The organism is Vibrio sp. 704 (assembly GCF_033339295.1).
Genome location: NZ_JAWOUH010000006.1, coordinates 226,286 through 250,514, shown reverse-complemented (window position 1 = coordinate 250,514; position 24,229 = coordinate 226,286). Strand labels below are relative to the sequence as shown.

The 24,229-nt window shown below is 46.4% G+C and carries 25 protein-coding genes; 16 read left to right on the top strand and 9 right to left on the bottom strand.

Features of this window, described 5'->3' with window-relative positions; translation table 11 throughout:
• Nucleotides 1-89 precede the first annotated feature (89 nt).
• On the top strand, nt 90-632 hold the full coding sequence (locus R7R24_RS11870) for an AAA family ATPase (RefSeq protein WP_042522598.1): 543 nt from the start codon (nt 90-92) through the stop codon (nt 630-632).
• 31 nt (nt 633-663) lie between these two features.
• Here R7R24_RS11870 and R7R24_RS11865 read toward each other — a convergent pair whose 3' ends face one another.
• Nucleotides 664-1,305 (bottom strand): DUF2959 domain-containing protein, encoded by a 642-nt coding sequence (locus R7R24_RS11865; RefSeq protein WP_005382972.1) that lies wholly within the window; start codon nt 1,303-1,305, stop codon nt 664-666.
• A 34-nt stretch (nt 1,306-1,339) separates the two neighbouring features.
• On the opposite strand from R7R24_RS11865, the gene R7R24_RS11860 reads away from it, so the two are divergent.
• The 3 genes from R7R24_RS11860 to R7R24_RS11850 all read left to right on the top strand — a co-directional run bounded on the left by R7R24_RS11860 (nt 1,340) and on the right by R7R24_RS11850 (nt 3,714).
• Nucleotides 1,340-2,284 carry a virulence factor BrkB family protein gene (locus R7R24_RS11860; protein ID WP_005379281.1) on the top strand — a complete coding sequence of 315 codons (945 nt, stop codon included), beginning with the start codon at nt 1,340-1,342 and terminating at the stop codon, nt 2,282-2,284.
• On the top strand, nt 2,256-2,690 hold the full coding sequence (gene dtd, locus R7R24_RS11855; protein ID WP_005379282.1) for a D-aminoacyl-tRNA deacylase: 435 nt from the start codon (nt 2,256-2,258) through the stop codon (nt 2,688-2,690). The genes R7R24_RS11860 and dtd overlap by 29 nt, the downstream gene beginning before the upstream one ends.
• 106 nt (nt 2,691-2,796) lie before the next feature.
• The gene (locus tag R7R24_RS11850) at nt 2,797-3,714 is read left to right on the top strand and encodes a bifunctional GNAT family N-acetyltransferase/hotdog fold thioesterase (protein ID WP_005379283.1); all 918 of its coding nucleotides are present in this window, start codon (nt 2,797-2,799) and stop codon (nt 3,712-3,714) included.
• Here the strand turns inward: R7R24_RS11850 and R7R24_RS11845 are convergent.
• From R7R24_RS11845 to hslR, 4 genes are all read right to left on the bottom strand, one after another.
• Nucleotides 3,700-5,817, bottom strand: a complete 2,118-nt coding sequence (locus tag R7R24_RS11845; RefSeq protein ID WP_054579413.1) for an AsmA family protein — start codon at nt 5,815-5,817, stop codon at nt 3,700-3,702. The two genes, R7R24_RS11850 and R7R24_RS11845, sit on opposite strands and share 15 nt — an antisense overlap.
• A gap of 190 nt (nt 5,818-6,007) precedes the next feature.
• Nucleotides 6,008-7,636 (bottom strand): phosphoenolpyruvate carboxykinase (ATP), encoded by a 1,629-nt coding sequence (pckA, locus tag R7R24_RS11840; protein ID WP_017820689.1) that lies wholly within the window; start codon nt 7,634-7,636, stop codon nt 6,008-6,010.
• A 336-nt stretch (nt 7,637-7,972) separates the two neighbouring features.
• Nucleotides 7,973-8,848: an Hsp33 family molecular chaperone HslO gene (hslO, locus tag R7R24_RS11835; RefSeq protein WP_005379290.1), complete on the bottom strand. Its 876-nt coding sequence runs from the start codon at nt 8,846-8,848 to the stop codon at nt 7,973-7,975.
• A gap of 31 nt (nt 8,849-8,879) precedes the next feature.
• The gene (hslR, locus tag R7R24_RS11830; protein ID WP_005379292.1) at nt 8,880-9,266 is read right to left on the bottom strand and encodes a ribosome-associated heat shock protein Hsp15; all 387 of its coding nucleotides are present in this window, start codon (nt 9,264-9,266) and stop codon (nt 8,880-8,882) included.
• 253 nt (nt 9,267-9,519) lie between these two features.
• Between hslR and gspC the strand changes: the two genes are divergently transcribed.
• From gspC to R7R24_RS11770, 12 genes are read left to right on the top strand one after another with little or no spacing between them, the layout of a single operon-like run.
• Nucleotides 9,520-10,446 carry a type II secretion system protein GspC gene (gspC, locus tag R7R24_RS11825; protein ID WP_005379294.1) on the top strand — a complete coding sequence of 309 codons (927 nt, stop codon included), beginning with the start codon at nt 9,520-9,522 and terminating at the stop codon, nt 10,444-10,446.
• 36 nt (nt 10,447-10,482) lie between these two features.
• The gene (gene gspD, locus R7R24_RS11820) at nt 10,483-12,501 is read left to right on the top strand and encodes a type II secretion system secretin GspD (RefSeq protein WP_005379295.1); all 2,019 of its coding nucleotides are present in this window, start codon (nt 10,483-10,485) and stop codon (nt 12,499-12,501) included.
• Nucleotides 12,501-14,003, top strand: coding sequence for a type II secretion system ATPase GspE (gspE, locus tag R7R24_RS11815; RefSeq protein WP_005379296.1), 1,503 nt, complete (start codon nt 12,501-12,503; stop codon nt 14,001-14,003). Before gspD ends, gspE begins: the two co-directional genes overlap by 1 nt.
• Complete coding sequence (gene gspF / locus R7R24_RS11810) at nt 14,003-15,220, top strand: type II secretion system inner membrane protein GspF (RefSeq protein ID WP_005382993.1); 1,218 nt, start codon at nt 14,003-14,005, stop codon at nt 15,218-15,220. The genes gspE and gspF overlap by 1 nt, the downstream gene beginning before the upstream one ends.
• A 59-nt stretch (nt 15,221-15,279) precedes the next feature.
• A complete protein-coding gene (gspG, locus tag R7R24_RS11805; protein ID WP_054579411.1) occupies nt 15,280-15,723 on the top strand; it encodes a type II secretion system major pseudopilin GspG in 444 nt (147 codons plus the stop codon).
• A gap of 29 nt (nt 15,724-15,752) precedes the next feature.
• Complete coding sequence (locus R7R24_RS11800; RefSeq protein WP_031779019.1) at nt 15,753-16,352, top strand: prepilin-type N-terminal cleavage/methylation domain-containing protein; 600 nt, start codon at nt 15,753-15,755, stop codon at nt 16,350-16,352.
• The gene (gene gspI / locus R7R24_RS11795; protein WP_005379300.1) at nt 16,339-16,728 is read left to right on the top strand and encodes a type II secretion system minor pseudopilin GspI; all 390 of its coding nucleotides are present in this window, start codon (nt 16,339-16,341) and stop codon (nt 16,726-16,728) included. Before R7R24_RS11800 ends, gspI begins: the two co-directional genes overlap by 14 nt.
• Nucleotides 16,715-17,392 (top strand): type II secretion system minor pseudopilin GspJ, encoded by a 678-nt coding sequence (gene gspJ, locus R7R24_RS11790; protein ID WP_005379301.1) that lies wholly within the window; start codon nt 16,715-16,717, stop codon nt 17,390-17,392. The genes gspI and gspJ overlap by 14 nt, the downstream gene beginning before the upstream one ends.
• Nucleotides 17,385-18,395: a type II secretion system minor pseudopilin GspK gene (gene gspK / locus R7R24_RS11785; RefSeq protein ID WP_005379302.1), complete on the top strand. Its 1,011-nt coding sequence runs from the start codon at nt 17,385-17,387 to the stop codon at nt 18,393-18,395. Before gspJ ends, gspK begins: the two co-directional genes overlap by 8 nt.
• Nucleotides 18,364-19,566, top strand: a complete 1,203-nt coding sequence (gene gspL / locus R7R24_RS11780) for a type II secretion system protein GspL (protein ID WP_054579410.1) — start codon at nt 18,364-18,366, stop codon at nt 19,564-19,566. Before gspK ends, gspL begins: the two co-directional genes overlap by 32 nt.
• Before the next feature lie 7 nt (nt 19,567-19,573).
• A complete protein-coding gene (locus R7R24_RS11775) occupies nt 19,574-20,065 on the top strand; it encodes a type II secretion system protein M (RefSeq protein ID WP_054579409.1) in 492 nt (163 codons plus the stop codon).
• 1 nt (nt 20,066) lies between these two features.
• Nucleotides 20,067-20,828 carry a type II secretion system protein N gene (locus R7R24_RS11770; RefSeq protein WP_017635007.1) on the top strand — a complete coding sequence of 254 codons (762 nt, stop codon included), beginning with the start codon at nt 20,067-20,069 and terminating at the stop codon, nt 20,826-20,828.
• 292 nt (nt 20,829-21,120) lie between these two features.
• Here R7R24_RS11770 and cysQ read toward each other — a convergent pair whose 3' ends face one another.
• The 4 genes from cysQ to R7R24_RS11750 form a co-directional block, all read right to left on the bottom strand.
• The gene (cysQ, locus tag R7R24_RS11765; RefSeq protein ID WP_005379308.1) at nt 21,121-21,948 is read right to left on the bottom strand and encodes a 3'(2'),5'-bisphosphate nucleotidase CysQ; all 828 of its coding nucleotides are present in this window, start codon (nt 21,946-21,948) and stop codon (nt 21,121-21,123) included.
• A 44-nt stretch (nt 21,949-21,992) separates the two neighbouring features.
• Nucleotides 21,993-22,562, bottom strand: a complete 570-nt coding sequence (gene nudE / locus R7R24_RS11760) for an ADP compounds hydrolase NudE (RefSeq protein WP_005379309.1) — start codon at nt 22,560-22,562, stop codon at nt 21,993-21,995.
• Between the two features lie 176 nt (nt 22,563-22,738).
• Nucleotides 22,739-23,323, bottom strand: a complete 585-nt coding sequence (nfuA, locus tag R7R24_RS11755; protein ID WP_005379313.1) for a Fe-S biogenesis protein NfuA — start codon at nt 23,321-23,323, stop codon at nt 22,739-22,741.
• Between the two features lie 97 nt (nt 23,324-23,420).
• Nucleotides 23,421-24,146, bottom strand: a complete 726-nt coding sequence (locus R7R24_RS11750) for an amidophosphoribosyltransferase (protein WP_033905914.1) — start codon at nt 24,144-24,146, stop codon at nt 23,421-23,423.
• Nucleotides 24,147-24,229: the final 83 nt, after the last annotated feature.

Here is a 24,229-nt window from a genome sequence, read left to right as displayed (position 1 = left end):
GGCGCTGGACTAAACAAAGGCCCCCTTTTAGGGGGCTCACACAAAGCCACCTTCTTTAGAAGGTGGTAATTTACTTTCTGGAGTTGAATATGAACCCGATTATTATCACCGGTGGGCCAGGTGCGGGAAAAACAACACTGCTGAATGCGCTAGACGCGTGTGGTTACGCCACGTTTCCTGAAGGGTCTCGCGACTTGATTGAGCAGCAAAGCCAGTTAGAAAATGGTATTTTGCCGTGGACGAATTTACCTGAGTTTGCCAAGTTATGCCTTGGGTTGATGGACAAGCAAAAGAGTGATGCGCGTTGTCATGATGTTGCGTTTGTTGATCGCGCCATCCCCGACATCATTGCATACCTGCAAGTGGGCGGCTGTAAGGTTGATCAAGCTTTCTTAACCGAAAGCGCTGGGTATCATAGTCAGGTGTTTACTTGTCGACCTGAAGCATCCATTTACGTACAAGATGAAGTGCGTCCGCACAGCTTTGAAGAAGCATTGGAGATTCATCAGTCGTTATTGAGTGTCTACACTGAGTTGGGTTATGAAGTGGTAGAAGTACCATGGGGAACTGTGCCAGAGAGAGTAGGCTTTGTTCGAAGAGTCATCGGTTTACTCGGTGAGGTCGCCGACTAAAACCTCCTCACTAGGAGGAGGTCTAAATCATTTACTTTTGATTGAGCTTTTGTAGGAATTTATCGGACTCTGCAATCGCTTCGTTCATTTGTTTGATCGCAAACTGAATGTCTTTCTCTAAGCTGGAGAACTCACCTTGCAAAGAACCAATCGCACTGGCGTTAAGGTTGTGTTTTAAGTACAACGTGTTGTCACGCAGCGTGTCCAGTACCGGTGTCATCTTTTTCTCTGCACGCTTCATAGCGCTAAGCATGGTTTTGTACGAGGCTTTGGTTTCACGTAGCTTTTGCTCGCTTGAACGACGCAGTTTCGCACTCGAGTACAGCTCTAGCTCATCTTGCCACTCATCAAACAGTGCGCCGGATACGTCTTCAATCGCAGCAATACGGTCACGTACGTCTTGAGCCGCTTTTTCGCTATCTTCGTATTTGTCATTGATGTTGTTGTAGACATTTTCTAGCTCACCACCATCAAAGTTGGTGATCGCAGATAAGGCTTCAAGTGCACTGGTGAATTCTTCTTGTGCATCTTGTTGAGATTCTTTGGCATCTTCGACGCGGTCGACCATAATATCTCGTTTATGATACCCAACCTGCTCCATTGCTGAGTAATAAGCAGATTGACACCCTGTTAAAGTGAAAATTGATAGTACAATTGCTAATAAATAAGGCATTCTTATGTCCTCGGCGCTAATTATGGGATGAACTATGAACCAGTTATCAGAGAGTTACAAGGCGAGATTAATCAATCTACTGCCAAGTTGCGTCGCGTTTTTTAAGTATCTTCTTAAGCGATTAACGCATGACCGTGTGAATGTGAACGCGGGCTATCTTGCCTACATTACCTTGTTATCCATCGTGCCAATGCTGACGGTATTGTTATCAATATTGTCGAAATTTCCCGTTTTTGCGAACGTTGGTGAGGTGCTGCAAGGCTACATTATTGAGAATTTTGTGCCGGCTTCTGGAGAAGCTGTACATACGGCATTACAGGAATTTGTGGCGAATACGGGCAAAATGAGCGCGGTTGGCGGTGGGTTTTTATTCATCGCAGCGGTCATGCTGATTTCCAACATTGATAAGAACTTAAACTACATTTGGCGAGTTAAAGACAAGCGCCGTTTAGTCTTTTCATTCTCTATGTATTGGATGGTACTCACGTTAGGGCCTATCATGGTCGGTGCGAGTATTGCGGCGACGTCGTACGTGACTTCGCTGCAAATTTTAGAGAACGAGACATTATCTGGTGCGTTTAATTTATTTCTGCGTTGGCTACCGTTGTTGCTGTCCTTTTTTGCTTTTCTTGGTTTGTATATTCTAGTGCCGAATAAAAAAGTACACCTCGCTCATGGTGCCATGGGGGCAGCAGTCGCCGCGATACTGTTCGAGTTAAGTAAAAAAGGCTTTGCACTCTACATCACTCAGTTTCCGTCTTATCAGCTCATCTACGGCGCGTTAGCGGCGATTCCTATCTTATTTGTTTGGGTGTATTTATGCTGGATGATCGTATTATTGGGGGCGGAAGTTACGGCTGCGCTTGGTGAGCGAGAGCACTGGAGTGAAGATTTAGACATGATACACTCGACCGCTGAATCTCAGTTAACAGATGAAGGAAGCGAGAGTAGTGATAGCGCTAATTCAACGAGTCAGTGAAGCAGCCGTCCGTGTGGATGGTGAAGTCGTAGGAGAAATTGATCGTGGTCTGCTGGTCTTATTGGGCGTAGAGAAGGACGATGATGAAGCCAAAGCAAAGCGTTTAATGGAGCGTGTTACAACCTACCGTGTGTTCGAAGATGACGAAGGCAAGATGAACCTGAACGTTAAACAGGTGGAAGGTAAAGTGCTGGTGGTTTCTCAATTTACGCTGCCTGCGGATACAAAAAAAGGCACGCGAGCTGGCTTTTCTCGCGGTGCGCATCCTGTTGATGCAGAGCGCTTGTATGATTACTTTTCTGACTTGTGTGAAGAAGTCTTACCCACACAGCGTGGCCGCTTCGCTGCCGATATGAAAGTGTCCTTGGTGAATGACGGTCCAGTGACGTTTTGGTTGCAGGTCTAATCTGGTAACACAGGCGCCATAGTCTAAGCTTTAACTCCAAGCTCATGGAATTGGCTTGGAGTAATTTTTCCGACACTGATTAGTGTTGTGCTTTCAAAGGATTGATATGTTCAAACTCATTACTCCCAAAACCGATAATCAGATAAACAAGTATTATCAGTTTCGCTGGCAACTGCTTCGCGAGCCATGGCGTATGCCGATCGGCTCAGAGCGCGATGAATACGACGAAATGAGCCATCACCGCATGATTGTTGATGGACGAGGTCGTCCTATGGCGATTGGCCGTTTATACATTACACCGGATAATGATGGCCAGATCCGCTACATGGCGGTTAAAAATAATCGCCGTAGCAAAGGAATGGGTTCGCTGGTTTTGGTTGCACTAGAGTCGTTAGCGCGCCAAGAAGGAGCGAAACGCTTGGTGTGTAATGCCCGTGAAGATGCCATCGCCTTTTATGAAAAAAATGGCTTTGAGCGTCGAGGCGAGCTAACCGATGAGCGTGGCCCTGTGCGCCATCAGCAAATGGTGAAGCAACTGGATCCGATGGCCAATGTGTTACGTCGCCCTGAATGGTGTACTGAGCTTCAACAGCGCTGGGAGCAACAAATCCCAATTAGCGACAAAATGGGGATCAAAATTAACCAGTACACGGGTTACCAGTTTGAATGCTGTGCGCAGCTTAATCCTAACCTTAATCCGCATAACACCATGTTCGCCGGGTCAGCTTTTACCTTAGCAACCCTGACAGGGTGGGGGATGACGTGGCTGCTGCTTAAAGAGCGTGGGTTGCACGGTGATATTGTGTTGGCCGATAGCTCTATTCGTTATCGTCAACCAGTCGAACAAAACCCCGTGGCGAGTACTTCGTTGGATGGGATCAGTGGTGACCTAGACCGATTGGAGTCGGGACGCAAAGCACGCATCGTTATTCACGTAGTGATTTATAGTGGTGACACGCCAGCTGTGGATTTTGTCGGTACCTATATGCTGATACCGAACTACTCGCAGTTACTCAGTTGCTGATGGGGTAAGCGCCGACTGATCTGCTGGGCGCTTATCTGTTTCACCTTCTTGCTCTGTCGGTGAGAGGGTTTGTTCTGCTGCGGAATTCGTGTCGGGTACTTCATCTTCTTCGATAACTTCTTCGTAAAGCTCTTCCTCTTGAGTCTCCAAATGGATGTTATCAATCACGATAGGTTGCTCGATGGAAGGCTCATTTTTCAGTGGAGTCTCAATATCAGTAGGCTCGGCCAGTTTTGATGCGTTCACGCACTCATTACGGTGGGTTTCACCACTTAGTAGATCGCCTTCAATGTTTCCGCACGACTCTTCCAATTGATAAGTAATGCCACTTAGCGGGTTGTTGGCCATATCAAATGTTCCCCAAACCTTACCACTTATGGCTTTTCCTGAGATGATGACCGGCTTTATGGCAACTTCCCCTCGTTGCGCGCTTAAACGCAGTGGACTTAAGGTAATGGCTTTGAGCGAATGATCCGCTTGGGACTTCAAGCGGGTATCTCGGAGGTTGGCTTCCACTTCACCCGACAAGCTGTAGGCCAGCATGTTGCGATCACCTGACAACCCTTGTAGATCGAGGCTGAGATCGGAAAAACCATCAATAGCCAGTGTGTCGGGTAAAAAATAATCGTGGAAGAGCGATAAGGGAATACCATCAGCATTGACGTTGAGCGCCCAAGGTTGGCTCGGGGTACTCAAATCTATTTGTCCGATGCCTTCTACGTAGCCTTGCTCGAGTGGCGCAAAAAGGCGAGTCAATTGCCAAAAGCCATCTTTGCTTTGCATGGCAAGTGCTGCGTGAGACGTGAGTATTTGGTCATAGCTGGCGTTGACAACGCTGACTTCCAATTCGCCTTGCCAAAGGCCCCAACGTTGAGCCGACTGTTTAATATCAAGCTGTTGCCCTTCGATATTTAAACCGGAAAGTTGCCAATAAGGTTCGTGAGATAGCTGGATAATTTGGCTGCGCTCAATGTCGAGTCGTTCGATTGCAACATGCTCTAACTCGCTGGTGGCGGCGTGCCACCAATTTAGGTTGTCTTCTGGCTGTGTTGCCCACTTGAGGCCTTGAATAGAGGCTTCTTTGAGCTTCCATTGTGTTGGCGTGAACAATCCAGAAACTTGCACTCGACCTTGCTGCCAATCTAAGCTGAGCTCGTTGAGCTGGATTACTCCTGGCTCGATAGCGGCACTCAAACGTGGCTCTATTGCGGTTTGCTGCTGGAATCGAACGCTATCCGCCTGCAATGACACTTGAGCTTTTGTCTTCCAGAGAGACAGTGGCAGTGTGGCGTTTTCCACAGAAAGATCCAAGTTCTGCCAGTGCCAGTCGCCCCATTCAATATCGGCGTTAAGCAAATCTAAGCTATTAATATGATTAATGCTAAATGGTAGATCGTGCCAAGGTTTTGCAAGCAGTGATTGGCGCTGCGTATTACTCAGTTTCAGCTTGTTGATGGTCACATTTACTAAAGACCAGCCTTGAGGATACTGCTCCCCTTGCCCAGATATTTGACTGTTACGCCAGTTAAAAGAGGTGCCATAAAGCGTACTGTCTTGCGGTTTGTAGTCTATATCGACTAAGACTTGATTAAAGGCTTCGCCATTCCAATAGAGTTGGTCGGCCGCAAGTTGAACTTCGCCATATGGTATTAATTGACCATTCCATTGTGGTGATTGAATTTGAAGGTCAATGCCATTGGCAGAGAACTGCTCGTCGGCGTAATCAATATTTTTGAGCGCGATTTGATGGAATAAAACGTTGTCTAAAGGTGGGAGCTTTGGTGCGCCATACTGCAAGCTCATACCATCAATCAATAAACTATCAACGATCCATTTACCATCGCGATAAACATCGGGATTCATCCATAAATCGACTTGCTCGATGTAAGACGCATCGTCTCCGCTGGTGTTCACGCGTTGTAAAGTTAGGTGATAGGGAAAGCCATAACGCACGCTTTCGGCCCGGAAGGGAAGAGAAAAGGTGTTTGACAGCAAGCGCCAGGTTGCGTCCGCGTAAGATGTTGTTAGCAGCGCAATCGTAGCGGCCGGAATGGTAACTAAGATAACCAGTAACAGAAGTAGAACTCGACGCGCTGTTTTCATCTTTGCTAGAACCTACGTGTGTTATTAAATAAAACTAGATAGGCTTTAGCTTGTATCAATATTCTGTGGTATTCAATAAAAAGCCCCTCAAAAGAGGGGCTTGAAGCAATTTTTGTAACTTGGCCTACGTAAAGGTGATAAGTTAATGCCAACTTTTCACTGAGTTTACGCGACGTCGCTGTTACTCGATTTAATCAATCTGAGGACCAGCCGCAACCAGAGATTTACCTTCAGCGTTGTCTGTGTACTTATCAAAGTTATTGATAAAGCGCGCTGCTAAATCTTTCGCTTTGCTTTCCCACTGAAGTGGGTCAACGTACGTGTCGCGAGGGTCTAGAATGCTTGGATCCACACCTGGTAGTGACGTTGGTACTTCAAGATTGAAGATAGGAATGTGCTTAGTTGGTGCATCTTCAATCGAACCATCAAGAATGGCATCAATAATTCCGCGTGTATCTTGAATAGAGATACGTTTGCCAGTGCCGTTCCAACCAGTATTCACTAGGTAAGCCTCAGCGCCCGCTGCTTCCATGCGTTTAACCAGTACTTCTGCGTATTTAGTTGGGTGAAGCGTTAGGAACGCCGCGCCGAAACAAGCAGAGAAAGTTGGTGTTGGCTCAGTAATACCGCGCTCTGTTCCCGCTAGTTTGGCGGTAAAGCCAGACAGGAAGTGGTACTTAGTTTGCTCAGGTGTCAATTTAGATACTGGAGGCAGTACGCCAAATGCATCGGCTGATAGGAAGATCACTTTATTTGCGTGACCGCCTTTTGATACTGGCTTAACGATATTATCGATATGGTAGATAGGGTAAGAAACACGTGTGTTTTCTGTTTTCGAACCATCATCAAAGTCGATAGAGCCATCGCCACGTACTGTTACGTTTTCTAGCAGTGCATCACGACGAATTGCGTTGTAGATGTCCGGCTCCGCTTCTTTCGAAAGTTTGATGGTTTTTGCGTAACAACCACCTTCGAAGTTGAAGACACCGTCATCATCCCAGCCGTGCTCATCATCACCAATTAGCGCACGTTTAGGATCAGTCGACAGGGTCGTTTTACCCGTACCAGATAGACCGAAGAATACCGCTACATCGCCATCTTTGCCCATGTTAGCGCTACAGTGCATTGATGCGATGTCTTTTAGTGGAAGGAAGTAGTTCATCATGGCGAACATACCTTTCTTCATTTCACCGCCGTACCAAGTACCACCGATAAGTTGCATGCGCTCAGTTAGGTTAAATACGGTGAAGTTTTCTGAGTTCAGGCCTTGCTCTTCCCATTTTGGATTAGTGCATTTTGCGCCATTCATTACTACGAAGTCTGGTTCAAATGTCGCTAACTCTTCTTCTGTCGGGCGAATAAACATGTTTTTAACGAAGTGCGCTTGCCATGCGACTTCTGTGATAACACGAATGCTCAAACGTGTATCTGGGTTTGCACCACAGTAACCGTCAACAACAAACAAGCGTTTGTTAGAAAGCTGGTTTGTGACCAGTTCTTTTAGCTCGTCCCACACTTCAGGAGTGATTGGCTTGTTATCATTTTTCACTTGATCAGACGTCCACCACATATGTTCTTCTGTCGTAGCGTCTTTGACGATGTATTTATCTTTTGGTGAGCGACCAGTAAAGATGCCAGTGTCAACGGCAACCGCACCTAGTTCAGTAACCACGCCGCGCTCATAACCGGTTAGGTCTTCACGCGTTTCTTCCTCAAACAACATTTCGTAGCTTGGGTTGCGAATAACCTCTTTTACGTTATGCAGTCCGTGCTTGGTTAGATCAAGTGTTGCAGCCTTAGTATGTTCCATAACGGTCATAGGTGCTCCTTATAAGGATTTTGTAGGGATTTTGTAAGAATGTTTTAATTTTAATCTGCTCACCATGCTAGCAACGGGGCGGGGAGAAAACAGGGAGATAGCTCAAAATTTGCCCATGATTTCAATAAGGTTTTAGGTAACCCGTCACATATTGGTGGGAATAGTCTATCGTGCACGCAATCCTTTGCGCTAGGGCAAAATCATTATTAATTGTTTAAAATTAAGCAGTTGTTTTATTACGCTTGAGGCTAGTTATTACGAGGGGTTGATCACAAAAAGGCCAGCATTAAGCTGGCCTTTTGTAGGGTAAATTACGTGCTTGATAAGCTATGTAAATTAATGCAGGGTTTTCTTGTCCGTAGAAGCTTGTGCATACAGTTCAGTGACTTCAGATTCGTCGAACGTATAAGTTGTGCCACAGTAATCACAATGTAAAGAAACTGATCCAACTTCTGCCAAAATGTCATAAATTTCAGCTTTCTCAACGGTGATGATTGCTGCACCGCTACGCTCACGAGAACAGCCACAATGGAACTCGACAGGTTGCGGCTCGTACAGACGTACTTTGTCTTGGTTATATAGTCGATACAATAACTCGTTCGCTTCTAAACCAAACAATTCTTCATCTTTTACTGTATCAGTGAGCTGCTCTAGATGTTCGAAATCATCTGGAGAGCCAGTGCCGTCAGGGATCACTTGAATCAACATACCTGCTGCGTGTGCTTTGCCCTCATGCTCACCAGTGCGGATCCATAGGCGCGTTTTTAACTGCTCTGAGTTTGCAAAGTAGCCTTCTAGCACTTCTGCTAAAGTGTCACCTTCTAGTCCAACGACGCCTTGGTAACGCTCGCCGTTTTTCGGTTCGATGGTGATCACAAGGTAGCCCTTACCCATTAGATCGTGAATATTTGCGTCATCGGCAACATCGCCTTCCCAGCGAGCTACGCCACGAACACGTTGGTTATGGTCACCGTTGATAACGGCAAGAGACACAGGACCGTCGCCTTGTAGCTGGATGGTGATCGAACCTTCGAACTTAAGAGTGGCAGTTAAAAGAGTAGTTGAAACGAGTAGCTCACCCAGCAGTTTCTCTATTGCTGCCGGATATTCCTTGCTGGAGATAACACGTTGGTACGCTTCATCCAATTGTACCAACTCGCCACGTACTGAAAGATCTTCGAATAGGTAGCGGTTTAAAACATTATTTGCCATGGAGTGCTTTCCTCGTTGGTAATTCCGGCTTTTATTGGTGTTTGAACTTAATGATGTCTCGGCGCTGCTTTTTATCTGGGCGGCGTTCCGGACTTGGGTTGTGGGCATTAAGCTTACGTTGAGTCGCGTGTTCCTCACGTTTCGCGATACTCTCATTGGTTTCGCGATATAAGGTTTGTGCGATGGGAGCGCCTCGGCGTTGATCTGAGATTTGTTCGATTATCACGATTTTTTCTTCGTTGCCTTGACGAAGTCTGACTTCAGCGCCCACTTCAACGATTTTACTCGGCTTGCTTCGTTGGCCATTATAGTGGACTTTACCGCCATCGACCATGTTACGCGCGATGGAGCGGGTTTTGTAAAATCTTGCGGCCCATAGCCATTTATCTAGCCTAACGGCTTCATTTAGGGAACTCATAGAACACTACGCTATCTAATCACTGCCCGAATACAGCAATGAGTGATGGATTATTCACCTACAGATGGAGTCAAGGCGTATTTTTTTCAAGGGAGTTGGCAAAAACTGCATAAGAAAAAGGTATGAAAGACAACTTGTGATATAGTTCACTGCTCTTTGTTGAGTAATAATTTTATTGCAAATTTAGCAATTTAAAGTCGATAGCTATCGTTATAGCTTAAATGACGGACGTTAGAATAAAGGAATCCATTCAGTGAAACGTTTAGAGCTAAGTGCAGGATTATCAAGCAGACCGCTACTGGCTCAGATCAAGTCCAATCATTATACCATTCAAGCCAAACTTAGCTTGTTGCTTACCTGTCTGTTTATTGCGATAACCGGATGGATACTTGGCAAAATTGTGTGGTTAGCCATACCTCAATCGTCGGAAGTGCCGCAATGGCGTCCATCGGCGAGTAGCGTTGCTGCGAGCAATAAAGGCGACGCGATAGATTTTAATGCCCTTCAGAATGCCAACCTATTCGGTAAATACACTGAGCAAAAAGCGGCGGTTGTAGAACAGCCTATTGTTAAAGACGCCCCTAAGACGCGCCTTAACCTTACGCTGGTCGGTGCGGTTGCAAGTAGTGATGCCAACACCAGCCTTGCTGTTATTGCTAACCGAGGTAAGCAAGCTACGTACGGTTTGGGTGAAGAAATCGAAGGGACACGTGCGACACTAAAAGCGGTATTGGTGGATCGCGTCATCATTGATAACCAAGGTCGAGACGAGACCTTAATGATGGAAGGTATAGAATATAAGAAGCTATCTGAATCGCCGCAGGTAGCTAGGGCGCAAGCTCAGCGAGCAGAAGCAGCGACGTCTGACGTTGGAGAGAAATTAGAGCAAATCCGCGAGGAAATTGCGAAAGATCCACAAAGCGTTTTTAAATACATCACCATTTCACCCGTCAAAAAAGACGGAGACATTGTTGGTTATCGAGTATCACCTGGTCGTGATGCCGCATTATTTAATGATGTAGGGCTACAACCTGGCGATATTGCGGTTCAACTGAACGGGATCGATTTAAGTGACCCGTCTTCTTCAGTACAACTGATGCAAGTGATGAGCGATCCGCAAGAATTAAATTTAACTGTTGAGCGAGACGGCCAACAGTACGATATCTATATCCAATTGTAAGACTTAGGCAACCGGCGTAAGTTCAGGGAGACATACGTGAAACATTGGTTCAGCAAAAGTGCTTGGCTACTAGCAGGAAGTTTACTCTGCGTACCAGGTGCAATGGCAAACGAATTTAGTGCGAGCTTTAAAGGCACTGATATTCAAGAATTCATCAACATAGTGGGTCGTAACCTCGAAAAGACCATCATTGTTGATCCTTCAGTACGCGGTAAAATCGATGTCCGCAGCTATGACGTTCTTAACGAAGAGCAATACTACAGCTTTTTCCTTAATGTCCTTGAAGTATACGGTTACGCAGTCGTAGAAATGGACAATGGGGTACTTAAGGTTATCAAAGCAAAAGACTCAAAAACCTCAGCAATCCCTGTGTTAGGTGATGGCAGCGCGCAAGGCGATAGTGTTATCACTCGAGTTGTCGCGGTGCGTAATGTGTCGGTTCGAGAGTTGTCTCCTCTACTTCGTCAGCTGATTGATAACGCCGGTGCCGGTAACGTGGTTCATTATGATCCAGCGAATATTATCTTGATCACTGGTCGTGCGGCAGTAGTGAATCGCTTAGCAGAGATCATCAAGCGTGTTGACCAAGCCGGTGATAAAGAAATTGAATTGGTGGAGCTGCGTAATGCATCTGCTGCTGAAATGGTACGCATTGTCGAAGCACTGAATAAAAGTGCGAATCAGAAAAGCACGCCAGAGTTCCTTGAACCTAAAATTGTGGCCGATGAACGTACTAACGCGATTTTAATTTCTGGTGATCCAAAAGTAAGAGCCCGCTTGAAACGTTTAATTCGTCAACTTGATGTTGAAATGGCGACAAAAGGTAACAACCGAGTCGTGTACCTGAAAAATGCGAAAGCTGAAGACTTGGTGGATGTATTGAAAGGTGTTTCCGATAACCTGCAAGCTGAAAAGCAAGCCGGTCAGAAAACATCAGGTGCATCGCGTGGTGAGGTCGTCATTGCTGCTCACGCTGCAACTAACTCGTTAGTTTTAACAGCGCCACCAGATATTATGATGGCATTACAAGACGTCATTTCTCAACTCGATATTCGTCGTGCTCAGGTTCTTATTGAAGCGTTAATTGTCGAAATGTCTGAAGGTGATGGTATTAACCTAGGTGTTCAGTGGGGTTCATTAGAAACGGGTGCTGTAATTCAGTACGGTAACTCAGGAGCCCCGATTGGTCAGGTGATGGTTGGTCTAGAAGAAGCAAAAGATCAAACCCGAACTGAATACTATACCAACTCTAATGGCGAACGAACGCCATATGATGTTACTGAATCAGGTGACTACTCTACGCTAGCGTCAGCACTTAGCGGAGTAAATGGTGCGGCAATGAGTATTGTCATGGGTGACTGGACAGCGCTAATTAGTGCTGTTGCTTCTGACTCCAACTCAAACATTCTATCTTCGCCGAGTATTACCGTAATGGATAATGGCGAAGCATCATTTATTGTGGGTGAAGAGGTTCCGGTTATTACGGGCTCTACGGCTGGCTCAAACAACGACAATCCATTCCAAACGGTTGACCGTAAAGAAGTCGGTATCAAACTCAAAGTAGTGCCACAAATTAACGAAGGTGACTCTGTACAGTTAAACATTGAACAAGAAGTTTCCAACGTATTAGGCGCAAACGGTGCGGTTGACGTTCGCTTTGCTAAACGACAGTTAAACACCTCTGTCATGATCCAAGATGGTCAGATGTTGGTTCTTGGTGGTTTGGTCGATGAACGCGCACTTGAAAGTGAGTCCAAAGTGCCGCTATTGGGTGACATTCCGGTACTTGGCCATCTGTTCAAGTCAACTAGCACGCAAACAGAAAAACGTAACTTGATGGTGTTCATCAAGCCGACGATTATTCGCGATGGTGTGACGGCCGACGGTATTACGCAGCGTAAATACAACTTTATTCGCGCAGAACAGCTTTACAAAGCGGATCAAGGGTTGAAGTTGATGGCTGACGAGAAGATCCCGGTTATGCCTGCCTTTGGCCAGGAGCGTCAGCACCCAACAGAGATTCAAGCGTTTATTGATCAAATGGAAAACAACTAATGGTTGATATGTTAGACACAGCGCCAAGTATGCGTCGTCTGCCATTCAGTTTTGCCAACCGCTTTAAACTGGTGCTGGAGACAGAGCATCCTGAGCGTCCACCTATTCTTTACTATGTCGAGCCGCTTAACCCTGCGGCTCTGGTTGAAGTCCGTCGTGTATTAAAGAAAAGCTTCGTACCACAACCTATCGATAAAGAAGCCTTTGATAAAAAGCTGACCGAAGCATATCAACGTGACTCGTCTGAAGCGCGTCAGTTGATGGAAGATATTGGTGCTGATAGCGATGATTTCTTCTCTTTGGCTGAAGAACTGCCGCACGATGAAGACTTATTAGAATCGGAAGACGATGCGCCAATCATCAAATTGATCAACGCCATGTTGGGCGAAGCGATCAAAGAAGGTGCTTCGGATATTCATATTGAGACGTTCGAGAAAACCCTTTCGATTCGTTTCCGTGTCGATGGCGTATTGCGTGAAGTCCTGACTCCAAGCCGTAAGCTAGCGCCTTTGCTAGTTTCTCGTGTGAAGGTTATGGCTAAACTAGATATCGCAGAAAAGCGTGTGCCTCAAGATGGCCGTATTTCGTTGCGTATCGGTGGTCGTGCGGTGGACGTGCGTGTATCTACGATGCCGTCCTCACATGGTGAGCGCGTGGTAATGCGTTTGTTGGATAAAAACGCGACTCGTCTTGATTTACATAGTTTGGGCATGACACCTTCAGTGCATGACAACTTCCGTCACTTGATTGGCCGCCCTCACGGTATCATCTTGGTGACGGGCCCGACAGGTTCTGGTAAATCCACCACCTTGTATGCTGGCTTGCAAGAGATCAATAGCAACGAGCGCAACATTCTAACGGTTGAAGACCCGATCGAATTTGATATTGATGGCATCGGTCAAACTCAGGTGAACCCAAAGGTCGACATGACTTTTGCGCGTGGTTTGCGTGCCATTCTGCGTCAGGACCCGGATGTGGTGATGGTCGGTGAGATCCGTGACTTAGAAACCGCACAAATTGCAGTGCAAGCGTCCTTAACGGGTCACTTGGTAATGTCTACTCTCCACACCAACACCGCAGTGGGTGCGATTACGCGTCTACGTGATATGGGTATTGAGCCATTCCTTATTTCTTCTTCGTTATTAGGGGTGCTAGCGCAGCGCTTAGTTCGAACGCTTTGTCCAAGCTGTAAAGAGCCGTATGAAGCCGATGCTGAACAGAAGAAACTGTTTGGTATGGAAGCGCATGAACCACTAGAGCTACACCGTGCTAAAGGCTGCGAAGCGTGTAACCAAAAAGGTTACCGAGGTCGAACAGGTATCCACGAGCTCATTATGGTCGATGAGCAAGTGCAAGAATTGATTCACCGAGAGTCTGGTGAGCAAGAAATTGAGAGAGCCGTTCGCGCCCATACGCCAAGTATTCGCAGTGATGGTCTAAGCAAAGTACGTCGTGGTATTACGTCACTTGAAGAAGTGATGCGAGTGACGAAGGAAACCTAATGGCGGCATTTGAGTACAAAGCGCTAGATGCAAAAGGCAAGCATAAAAAAGGCACGATAGAAGGGGACAACGCCCGACAAGTGCGCCAGCGACTCAAAGAGCAAGGGATGATCCCGATTGAAGTGGTTGAGACGAAAGCTAAATCGGCTAAGTCTTCAGGCTCAGTCAGCTTTAAGCGCGGCATCTCAACATCTGAGCTGGCACTCATCACACGTCAATTGTCCACGTTAGTCCAATCAGGCATGCCTCTGGAAGAATGTTTGCGCGCGGTCTCTGAGCAGGCTGAAAAGCCGAGAATTCGTTCTATGCTGGCTGCGGTTCGCTCGAAAGTAACCGAGGGTTATCCGCTCGCCGACAGTTTTGCTGATTACCCACACGTGTTTGATGAACTGTACCGCTCTATGGTTGCGGCGGGCGAAAAATCAGGTCACCTCGATACCGTATTAGAGCGTTTGGCAGACTATGTCGAAAACCGCCAAAAGATGCGATCTAAATTGCTTCAAGCCATGATTTATCCTGTAGTTTTGGTGGTATTCGCGGTTGTCATCGTTTCGTTCTTATTGGCGACAGTGGTTCCTAAAATCATTGAACCCATCATTCAGATGGGCCAAGAGTTACCTCAATCGACGCAATTTTTACTGGCAGCCAGTGAGTTTGTGCAAGATTGGGGGCTGATTATTTTCGTTGTGCTGGTGGCGCTTTTCTATGGCCTCAAACTGGCGTTGCAAAAGCCAGACTTTCGCTTAGCTTGGGACAGAAAAATCTTGAGCTTACCGCTAATAGGTAAGATCTCTCGAGGTTTGAATACCGCACGATTCGCACGAACACTTTCGATCTGTACTTCCAGTGCTATTCCAATTCTCGAGGGTATGCGCGTTGCGGTAGATGTTATGTCTAACCGTTATGTGAAGCAGCAAGTCTTGCTTGCAGCGGATAACGTCCGAGAGGGCGCTAGTTTGCGTAAGGCGTTGGACCAAACTCGCTTGTTTCCACCAATGATGCTACACATGATCGCCAGTGGTGAGCAAAGTGGTGAATTAGAGAGCATGTTGACGCGGGCAGCCGATAACCAAGATCAAAACTTTGAATCAACAGTCAATATTGCTCTGGGTGTGTTTACTCCTGCGCTGATTGCATTAATGGCTGGATTAGTGTTGTTCATTGTGATGGCGACCTTGATGCCAATGCTAGAAATGAATAACTTGATGAGCGGATAATTTCGAATTAAGACGTGTCTACTAACGGCATGGCTTTAATCTAACTTTCGGAGAAAAAAATGAAGTTTAAGCGTAGTAAACAACAGGGTTTTACACTTTTAGAAGTGATGGTTGTTGTGGTTATCCTGGGTATTTTGGCAAGTTTTGTTGTTCCAAACCTATTGGGTAACAAAGAGAAGGCTGACCAACAAAAAGCGATTACGGATATCGTAGCGCTGGAAAATGCCCTAGATATGTACAAGTTGGATAACAGCGTTTACCCAACAACGGACCAAGGTCTAGAAGCATTGGTTAGCAAGCCATCTAACCCAGAGCCACGCAACTACCGTAATGGTGGTTACATCAAACGTCTTCCTAATGACCCTTGGGGCAACCAGTACCAATACTTAAGCCCAGGTGATAACGGTACAATCGATATCTTCACTCTAGGCGCAGATGGCCAAGAGGGTGGAGAAGGTCCAGCTGCAGATATTGGCAACTGGAACATGCAAGACTTCCAATAATTGAGCCTAAGCCAGCACTAATGAAACAAATGCGAAAACATAACGGTTTTACATTGATAGAAATTCTATTGGTGCTGGTTTTGCTATCTCTTACGGCTGTGGCCGTGATCTCGACGTTACCGACTAGCCAAAAAGATCTTTCCAAACAGTATGCTCAAAGCTTTTTTCAGCGTTTACAGCTGCTCAATGAAGAAGCGGTGCTGAGCGGTAAAGATTTTGGCGTTCGAGTGGATGATACCAAATCGACCTACGCTCTACTGAGTTTAACCTCAGAAGGTTGGCAGCCTCTGAAATTAAAGCAGATTCCGAGCAAAACCAAGCTAGAAGAAGATATTACGCTACAACTCGAGCTCGGAGGTGGTGCTTGGGATAATGATGAGCGCTTATTCAAACCAGGTTCTCTTTTTGATGAAGACATGTTCGCAGAAGAAGAGGACGAAAAGAAAATTCAGCCACCGCAAGTGTTTATCTTTTCCAGCGCCGAAGTCACGCCATTTACCCTGTCTTTTTTTCCGCAAAATGGTGATGCCTTTAATGACGGTTGGCGAGTCATTGGCAAAGAAAGTGGACAAATTTTGTTATTAGCTCCGGGCGAAGAAGTGAAAGAGGATGAGAATGCGCAATTTTAAGCAAGCTCGCCCAAATTTGAGTCATCGCCGGACGAGAGGCATGACCTTACTGGAAGTATTGGTCGCACTGGCAATTTTCGCTACCGCTGCCATCAGTGTCATTCGCTCTGTGAGCCAGCATATTAATACAATCAGTTATCTAGAAGAAAAAATGTTTGCAGCCATGGTTGTGGATAATCAGATGGCAAATGTGATGTTGAATACCGGAGAACTCAAAGCGAAAAACGGCACAGAAGAGCTGGCAGGACGCACTTGGTTCTGGAAAGTCACGCCAGTCGCCACGACGCAGCCATTGCTGAAAGCATTTGATGTGAGCGTCTCGGTAGAGAAAAGCGCGAGCCCTGTATTAACGGTACGAAGCTATGTGGCGCAATAATCATCCCCGCGCAAACACGCGCCAAAGGGTAAAAGGTTTTACACTTATTGAAGTGTTGGTATCGATTGCCATCTTTGCCAGTTTAAGTGTCGCAGCGTACCAAGTGGTATCGCAAGTACAGCGTAGCAATGCGCTATCACAAGAACGAACCCAACGCTTAAACGAAATTCAGCGTGCCATGGTTATGATGGATAACGATTTTCGTCAAATGGCGATGCGTCAAACGCGTACTAATGGTGAAGAGCCTTCTAGCCGGCTAATTTTTTGGTCCGATTACCTGTTGGACTCCGATACCAAAGGACTGATGTTTGCCCGTTTAGGTTGGCACAACCCTCAGCAGCAGTTCCCTCGTGGAGAAGTAACCAAGGTTGGCTATCGCTTAAAAGAAGAAACACTGCAGCGAGTATGGTGGCACTATCCTGATACGCCGGTTGGGCAACAAGGCACTGTTACTCCATTGCTAACGCAGGTCGAGTCATTTGATATGCGTTTTTATGATGGTAAGCAATGGAAAAAAGAGTGGGCTGAAGAAAAAGCGCTGCCGAAAGCGGTTTCTGTTGTTCTCACTCTCAAAGACTATGGAGAAATTGCCCGCACTTATCTCACTCCTGATGGCACATTGAGTCAGAAAGAGGAAAGTTCAGGAGACAGCAATAATGGTTAACCGTCAGCGCGGTGTTGCTTTGATTATAGTGTTGATGTTGCTGGCGATTATGGCGACGGTTGCCGCCAGCATGTCGGAACGTTTGTTCTTGCAGTTTCAGCGAGGCGCTAATCAAATCAATTACCAGCAAGCGTACTGGTACAGCCTTGGCGTCGAGGCGCTAGCAAAAGTGGGTATCGAACAAAGTTATAAAGACACCGACACGATTAATATGAGTCAACCGTGGGCGATAAAAGAGCAAGTCTATCCGTTAGATTATGGTCAAGCGGCGGGACGAATTAGAGACAAGCAAGCGTGCTTTAATCTAAATGTATTGAGTCGTGTGCAACCAACGGGTCAGCAAATTACAAGACCATATTTAGTGAATGTATTGCAGCGCCTATTAGAAGAGTTGGATGTCGAGCCATATCAAGCAGAAATCATTGCAGACTCTACTTGGGAATACATTGATGCTGATGACTCTGTCCGTTCGACTACTGGGGTTGAAGACAGCACATATGAAGCGATGAAGCCTTCCTATTTGGCATCAAATGGTTGGATGGCAGATGCTTCCGAGTTACGGGCTGTCTATCAGGTGAGTGGTGAAATTTTCCAAAAATTGGAGCCGTTGGTCTGTGCATTACCAAGTGATGACTGGCGTTTAAACGTGAATACGATTGATGTTGAGCAAGCTCCGATTTTGGTGGCAATGTTCTCACCAAACTTAAGCAGTAGTGATGCGATTCAGCTAATTGAAAAACGCCCATTTGATGGGTGGGATAGCATTGATGAATTTTTAGCAGAGTCAGAAATGGCTGGCTTAAGTGAAGATGTAAAGAAAAACGCCAAAGGCTATTTGGGTGTGGATAGCGCCTTTTTTGAATTGGATGCACAAGTGTTGGTGGATGAATCACGTGTACGTATCCGAAGCCTTTTGCAAAGTACAAATAGAGAAACGGTGACCGTAGTTCGCCGTCGTTTTGGAGGGATCAGTGAGCGAGTTTCTGACCGTTCGGCTGAGTAGCGAACAACAAAGTACCATTCCTTGGGTGGTGTGGTCGACAGATCAACAGGAAGTGATTGCTAGCGGTGAAATCGCCGGGTGGGAACACTTAGATGAGTTGGTCTCATATGCTGGTCAGCGCCAAGTTGTGGCGCTGTTGGCGAGTAATGATGTGGTCCTGACGCAAGTGGATATACCACCTGGTGCAACACGCCAATTCGAGGCGATGTTACCGTACTTAGTGGAAGACGAAGTTGCTCAGGACGTTGATGGCCTGCACTTTAGCGTGTTGGGTAAACAAGCGGATAAAGCGCAGATTTGCGCAGTTGAACGTGCTTGGATTCAGACTGTACTGCAACGTTTCTCAAGCCAAGGTATCGCTATTAAACGCATTTTACCCGATGTGCTTGCGTTACCGGTTCGTGGAGAGCACAGCTGTGCTGCAATGATTGGCGAGCAATGGCTAATTCGTCACTCTGCGACAGGGGGCGCGGTTGTCGACGCTTCTTGGTTAGACCTTTACCTCTCTTCTTATCTACAAAATCATGAAGGTTGGAAGCTCGATTGCTATAGCTCGGTCCCGGAATCTGCGTTACCTGAAATATGGGAGCCGCAACCAGAAGAAATGACGATGGCTTTACTGGCGAAGGGGGTGACAGAAAGCAAAGTCAATTTGCTGACTGGGATCTTCAAGCCGAAATCTTCTTGGGGTAAATACTGGAAGCTCTGGCAAAAAGCCACCATTGCTGCGGGGGTGCTTATCGTCGTCATGGTTGCGCAGCAGTTGCTCGTGGTCCACAAGTACGAAGCACAAGCTCAAGCGTATCGTGAGGAGAGTGAGCGTATTTTCCGCCAGGTGTTCCCAAATAAACGACGCATTCCTACCGTTAGTTACCTCAAACGACAAATGGATGATGAAGAGCGCCGCTTATCTGGTGGAAGTGGTCAGCAGGCAATGTTGTCATGGTTGGCGGCATTACCCGCGACGCTTGGTCAGGTCAGCGACTTGGAGATCACTAGCTTTAAATACGACGGACAACGTGGCGAAGTACGTATTCAGGCTCGTAGTTCAGACTTCCAACCTTTTGAGCAGGCTCGTGTGAAATTGGCAGAGAAGTTTAATGTTGAGCAAGGTCAGTTGAACCGTAGCGATAACGTTGTGGTTGGCAGCTTTGTTTTGAAGCGTTTGTGAGGTGATGATGAAAAACTTAATTTCTCAAGCTCAGGTTTGGTGGAGTAGCATCTCGCAGCGTGAGCAGCGTTTGGTCATGGGATGTGGCGCTATTGCCGTTATCGGTATTATTTATTGGGGTTTATTACAGCCAATGAGCCAACGTGCGGAGCTAGCTCAGTCACGTATTCATAGCGAAAAACAGTTGCTAGCTTGGGTACAAGATAAAGCGGATGGCATCACTGCACTGCGAAAAAGCAGCGGTGTGAGCTACTCTAGTCAACCGTTGAATCAGTTGGTTTCTTCTTCAGCTCGTCGTTATAAAGTTGAGTTGATTCGCGTACAACCTCGTAATGAGAGCGTTCAAGTGTGGATCAAACCACTCGCGTTTAATCAACTAGTGGATTGGTTACGTTACTTGAAAGAGCAACAGGGTATTGAAGTCGAATTTTTAGATATCGACCGAACAGAGCAAGCGGGCATGATCGATGTAAACCGCCTTCAGTTTAAGCGAGGTTAAGGTGAAGCGAGCAGTACTTTACGTTGTTATCTTTATCGTCTTTTTTTCAGTCAGTCTTTTAATGGGATTACCAGTCTCTTGGGTGTTACAACAAGCACCAACAGTGAGAGGCCTGGACATTCAAGGAGCCAACGGTTCGGTATGGCAAGGTCAAGCTGCTAGTATTCGTTGGCAGCGCCAGAACCTTGGAGAAGTTAATTGGGATTTCCAATGGTCGAGTCTACTGACAGGTAAAGCTGAGTTTGCTGTGCGCTTTGGTCGTGGTAGTGAAATGGACGTTCGTGGGCGCGGTTTTGTCGGCTATAGCTTAAGTGATGGCCCTTATGCCAAAAACTTAGTTGCCTCAATTCCGGCGGTAAAAGTTGTTGAGCAAGCGCGCCTCCCTGTGCCTGTTGGTGTTGATGGGCAGCTTGAGCTGAATATTCGTCATGCGACTTATGCTGCGCCTTGGTGTAAGAACGGTGAAGGCACTTTAGTATGGAATGCCAGTGGTATTCAAAGCCCCGTTGGCAGCTTAGATCTCGGTCCTGTGATTGCCGATATAAACTGTCAGGATAGTGTATTGACGGCAACTGGTGAGCAGAGCAGCAAACAAGTCTCTGCGGCGTTTTCCGCTGAACTGATGCCTAATCAACGGTACTCAACCAAAGCGTGGTTCAAACCTGGTGCAGAGTTCCCATCCAGCATGGGGGAGCAACTGAAATGGTTGGGTAAGCCGAATGCTCAAGGTCAATATGAGTTTAACTACCAAGGGCGCTTCTAACCTATCGTGACAAAATCCAATATCTTAAAAGAGCTGCTATTGTGCAGCTCTTTTTGCTTTTGGATCATTGTAAGCTAAAACCTCTATTCGCTGTACATTGGGAATGAATGGAAATTTAAAACCATGATTTTTAATTGATTTGTTTTCTTTCGTTCAGCTTTACAGGCAATTGGAACATAGTAGGCCAAATACTCCAAGTGCTGTACAGAAGGTCAAAAAGAAAAGGCCACGAAGATATTCGTGGCCTTTCTATTGCTAGAATTTTGTGCTCTAAATTTTACCGATAGGGCGCTTAATCTTTGCGTTGTAAAATCTCATTCCAAGGTAAATCCGCATCACCAAGAACAATAAAATTCGGGTTTTCTAGTGTTTCCCGCTCGTTATATGACAGCGGTTCTAATTGCGTGCTGAGAATACGTCCGCCAGCTTCTTCAACAATGCATTGTGTCGCAGCGGTGTCCCACTCACCTGTTGGACCTAGTCGGAGATAGCAATCTACCGCCCCTTCCGCGACGAGGCATGCTTTCAATGCCGCAGAACCGAGCGGTATTAAGTCGTAATTCCAGGCGCTGCTCATACGGTTAGTAATACGATTGATGTCTTGGCGACGACTAATAGCAATTGCGATGCTTTGCTCTGGCTGTTCGTGTTTGTGTGTATGGATTTTGACGCTGTCCGACATGTCGGGAATTTTCCAGGCGCCTTTGCCATTATAAGCGTAGTAAGTCACGCCAGATACAGGACCGTAAACGACGCCCATGGTTGGTCGATTGTTGTCGACCAACGCGATAATAGTGGCAAAGTCACCACTGCGAGCGATGAATTCTTGAGTACCATCAAGAGGGTCGACTAACCAATAACGTTCCCACTGAGCGCGTTGCTCTAAGCTTATGTCTGCGTCTTCTTCTGACAACACGGGAATGTCAGGCGTCAGATCACTCAAGCGTTCAGTGATGAACTTGTGAGCAGCAATATCCGCACTTGTTACGGGAGTTTCGTCACTTTTGGTGTAGGCCTCGTATTGCTTCTTTTCATATATTTCGAGGATCATTTGCCCAGCACTGCGGGCAATCTCGATGACTTGAGGAAGTAGGTGAGATAGATCTTTTGTCATTGGCATAAGTGATAGTCCTTACTCACAGTGTTATTCGGTTCTAATGACCGTTATTGGTTATGCTTGTGAGTGGTGTTTGGTAAGTGTTTCAGTGCCAACATTAGCGCTGTGATGCTTCGTGCTTCACAGAAATCCATGTGAGTTAATAACTCTTCGGCTTGCGCAAGTGGCCAACGCACAATTTCCAGTGGTTCAGGCTCATCGCCTTCTTGCTTCTCTGGATAAAGCGCCTGTCCTAAAAATAGAGTCATTTTGCTCGAAAAGTAAGATGGCGCGAGGATAACTTGTTTCAACGGGGTTAACTGATTACAGCCAAAGCCGATTTCTTCTTTTAACTCACGATCCGCAGCTTGGTGTGGTGTTTCTCCTGGGTCAATCAGCCCTTTTGGGAAACCTAGCTCGTAACGTTCAGTTCCAGCGGCGTATTCACGCACCAGTAATAAATCGCCTTGTTCTGTTACAGGAACCACCATTACAGCATCTCGTCCACTTGGCTTCATACGCTCATAAGTACGATGCTCACCATTGGAAAAACGAAGGTCGAGCGCTTCCACAGCAAACAGTTTGGATTTTGCAACCGTCTGGCATGAGAGTATCTCTGGTGGGGTTCGTTTCGGCATGACGCTGGCTCCTTGGTGTCGTTGGCGTTTACGAGATGCGTAAGATTCTTAATATATGAGAACTCCGCCTGAGTTTCTAGCGGATTTTACGAGTCGAGCTAAGCATCTCAGCATCACCTCAGTATCGATACAAAAATGGGAGACCGAAGCCTCCCATTTTCTGACAGTGTTTACTCTTAGTAGTAAGAGTGATCACCACGGTCATGTTCTGTAGCATCACGAACTGCGGTTAGTTCACCAATGAACTGGTTTAGCAGTTCTTTCTCGATGCCTTCTTTTAGTGTTACGTCAACCATAGAACAGCCATTACAACCGCCACCAAATGCAACAATCGCAACACCGTCTTCAGTGATCTCAACCAAGTTTACGTGACCACCGTGGCCAGCAAGCTGTGGGTTGACTTGAGTTTGGATAACGTACTCAACGCGCTCAACCAGTGGTGCGTCGTCCGCAACTTTACGCATTTTAGCGTTAGGTGCTTTTAGCGTTAGCTGAGAGCCCATTTTATCGGTAACAAAATCGATTTCAGCGTCTTCAAGGAACGGCAGGCTCAGCTCATCCACGTAAGCTGAAAAACCGCTGTAAGAGAGTTCAGTGTCGGTCGATTCTACTGCTTCTGGTGGGCAGTAAGACACGCCACACTCAGCGTTTTGTGTACCTGGGTTCACAACAAAAATACGAATGTTAGTGCCTTCAGGTTGTTGACCTAAAAGGTTAGCGAAATGCGTTTGCGCAGTTTCTGTAATAGTAATATTTGACACGACGAATACCCGAGTAAATTTGTAGGTTACTGCTGCTATTCTACTCTTGTTGACGTATGGATCTAGTCTTTTTGATGCTAAGGCATGGCGAAGCGATCTAGAGAGAACGAGGAGCAGGTGTTCTGCAGATGCAGTAAATATCGATGCTTTCTACGCCAACTTCAAGTAGTAAATGACATAATTGTCGGACGGTACTGCCCGTGGTGACTACATCATCGACGATGGCAACATGGGAAGAGTGAGGGCGCTTATTGAGAATAAACGCGCCTTTTAAGTTTTGTTCACGGCTTGTTTTGGTATTACCACGCTGTGATTGGGCGAGCCTTACTCGACGAAAGACCTTCGCATCAAAATTAGTCTGCAATTGCTTGGCGAGGTGTCGGGCTAAAACATCACTTTGATTAAAACCCCGGCGCAGGTAACGCTGCCAGTGCAATGGCACACTGGTAATGATTGGAGCTGGCGTGGTGATGCGCTGTGCCAGTTGCTCGGTTAATGCTTTTACATGCCAAGACTCTCCGTGATCTTTAAAGCGTTGTACTTCCCGTGAAAGGGGAAAGTCGTAATCGCCTAACGTGTATAGCCTTTGCCATGGCGGTGGCTTTGAAAGACATTCACCACAAATACTATCCGTACTCATTTCTTCTTTCTGTAATGATAAACCGCAGCGTTGACATCGTTTTACCGGAGTTAGGTATTTTAAACAGTGCTCGCACCAGCGCAGAGTATTTGTGTGGCTTGGTGTTTGAATAGGGAACCGACACAGGCCGCATTGACTGCTCAATACGCGATGCATGATGTTTTGCCAGTGATGAGATAACATAGCGTTTATTCATGGTGATATTTTACTCAGCCTAACGCTTGGCTGAAGCCGTAGGGAATAAAATAAGTGGGAGAGATTGAGAG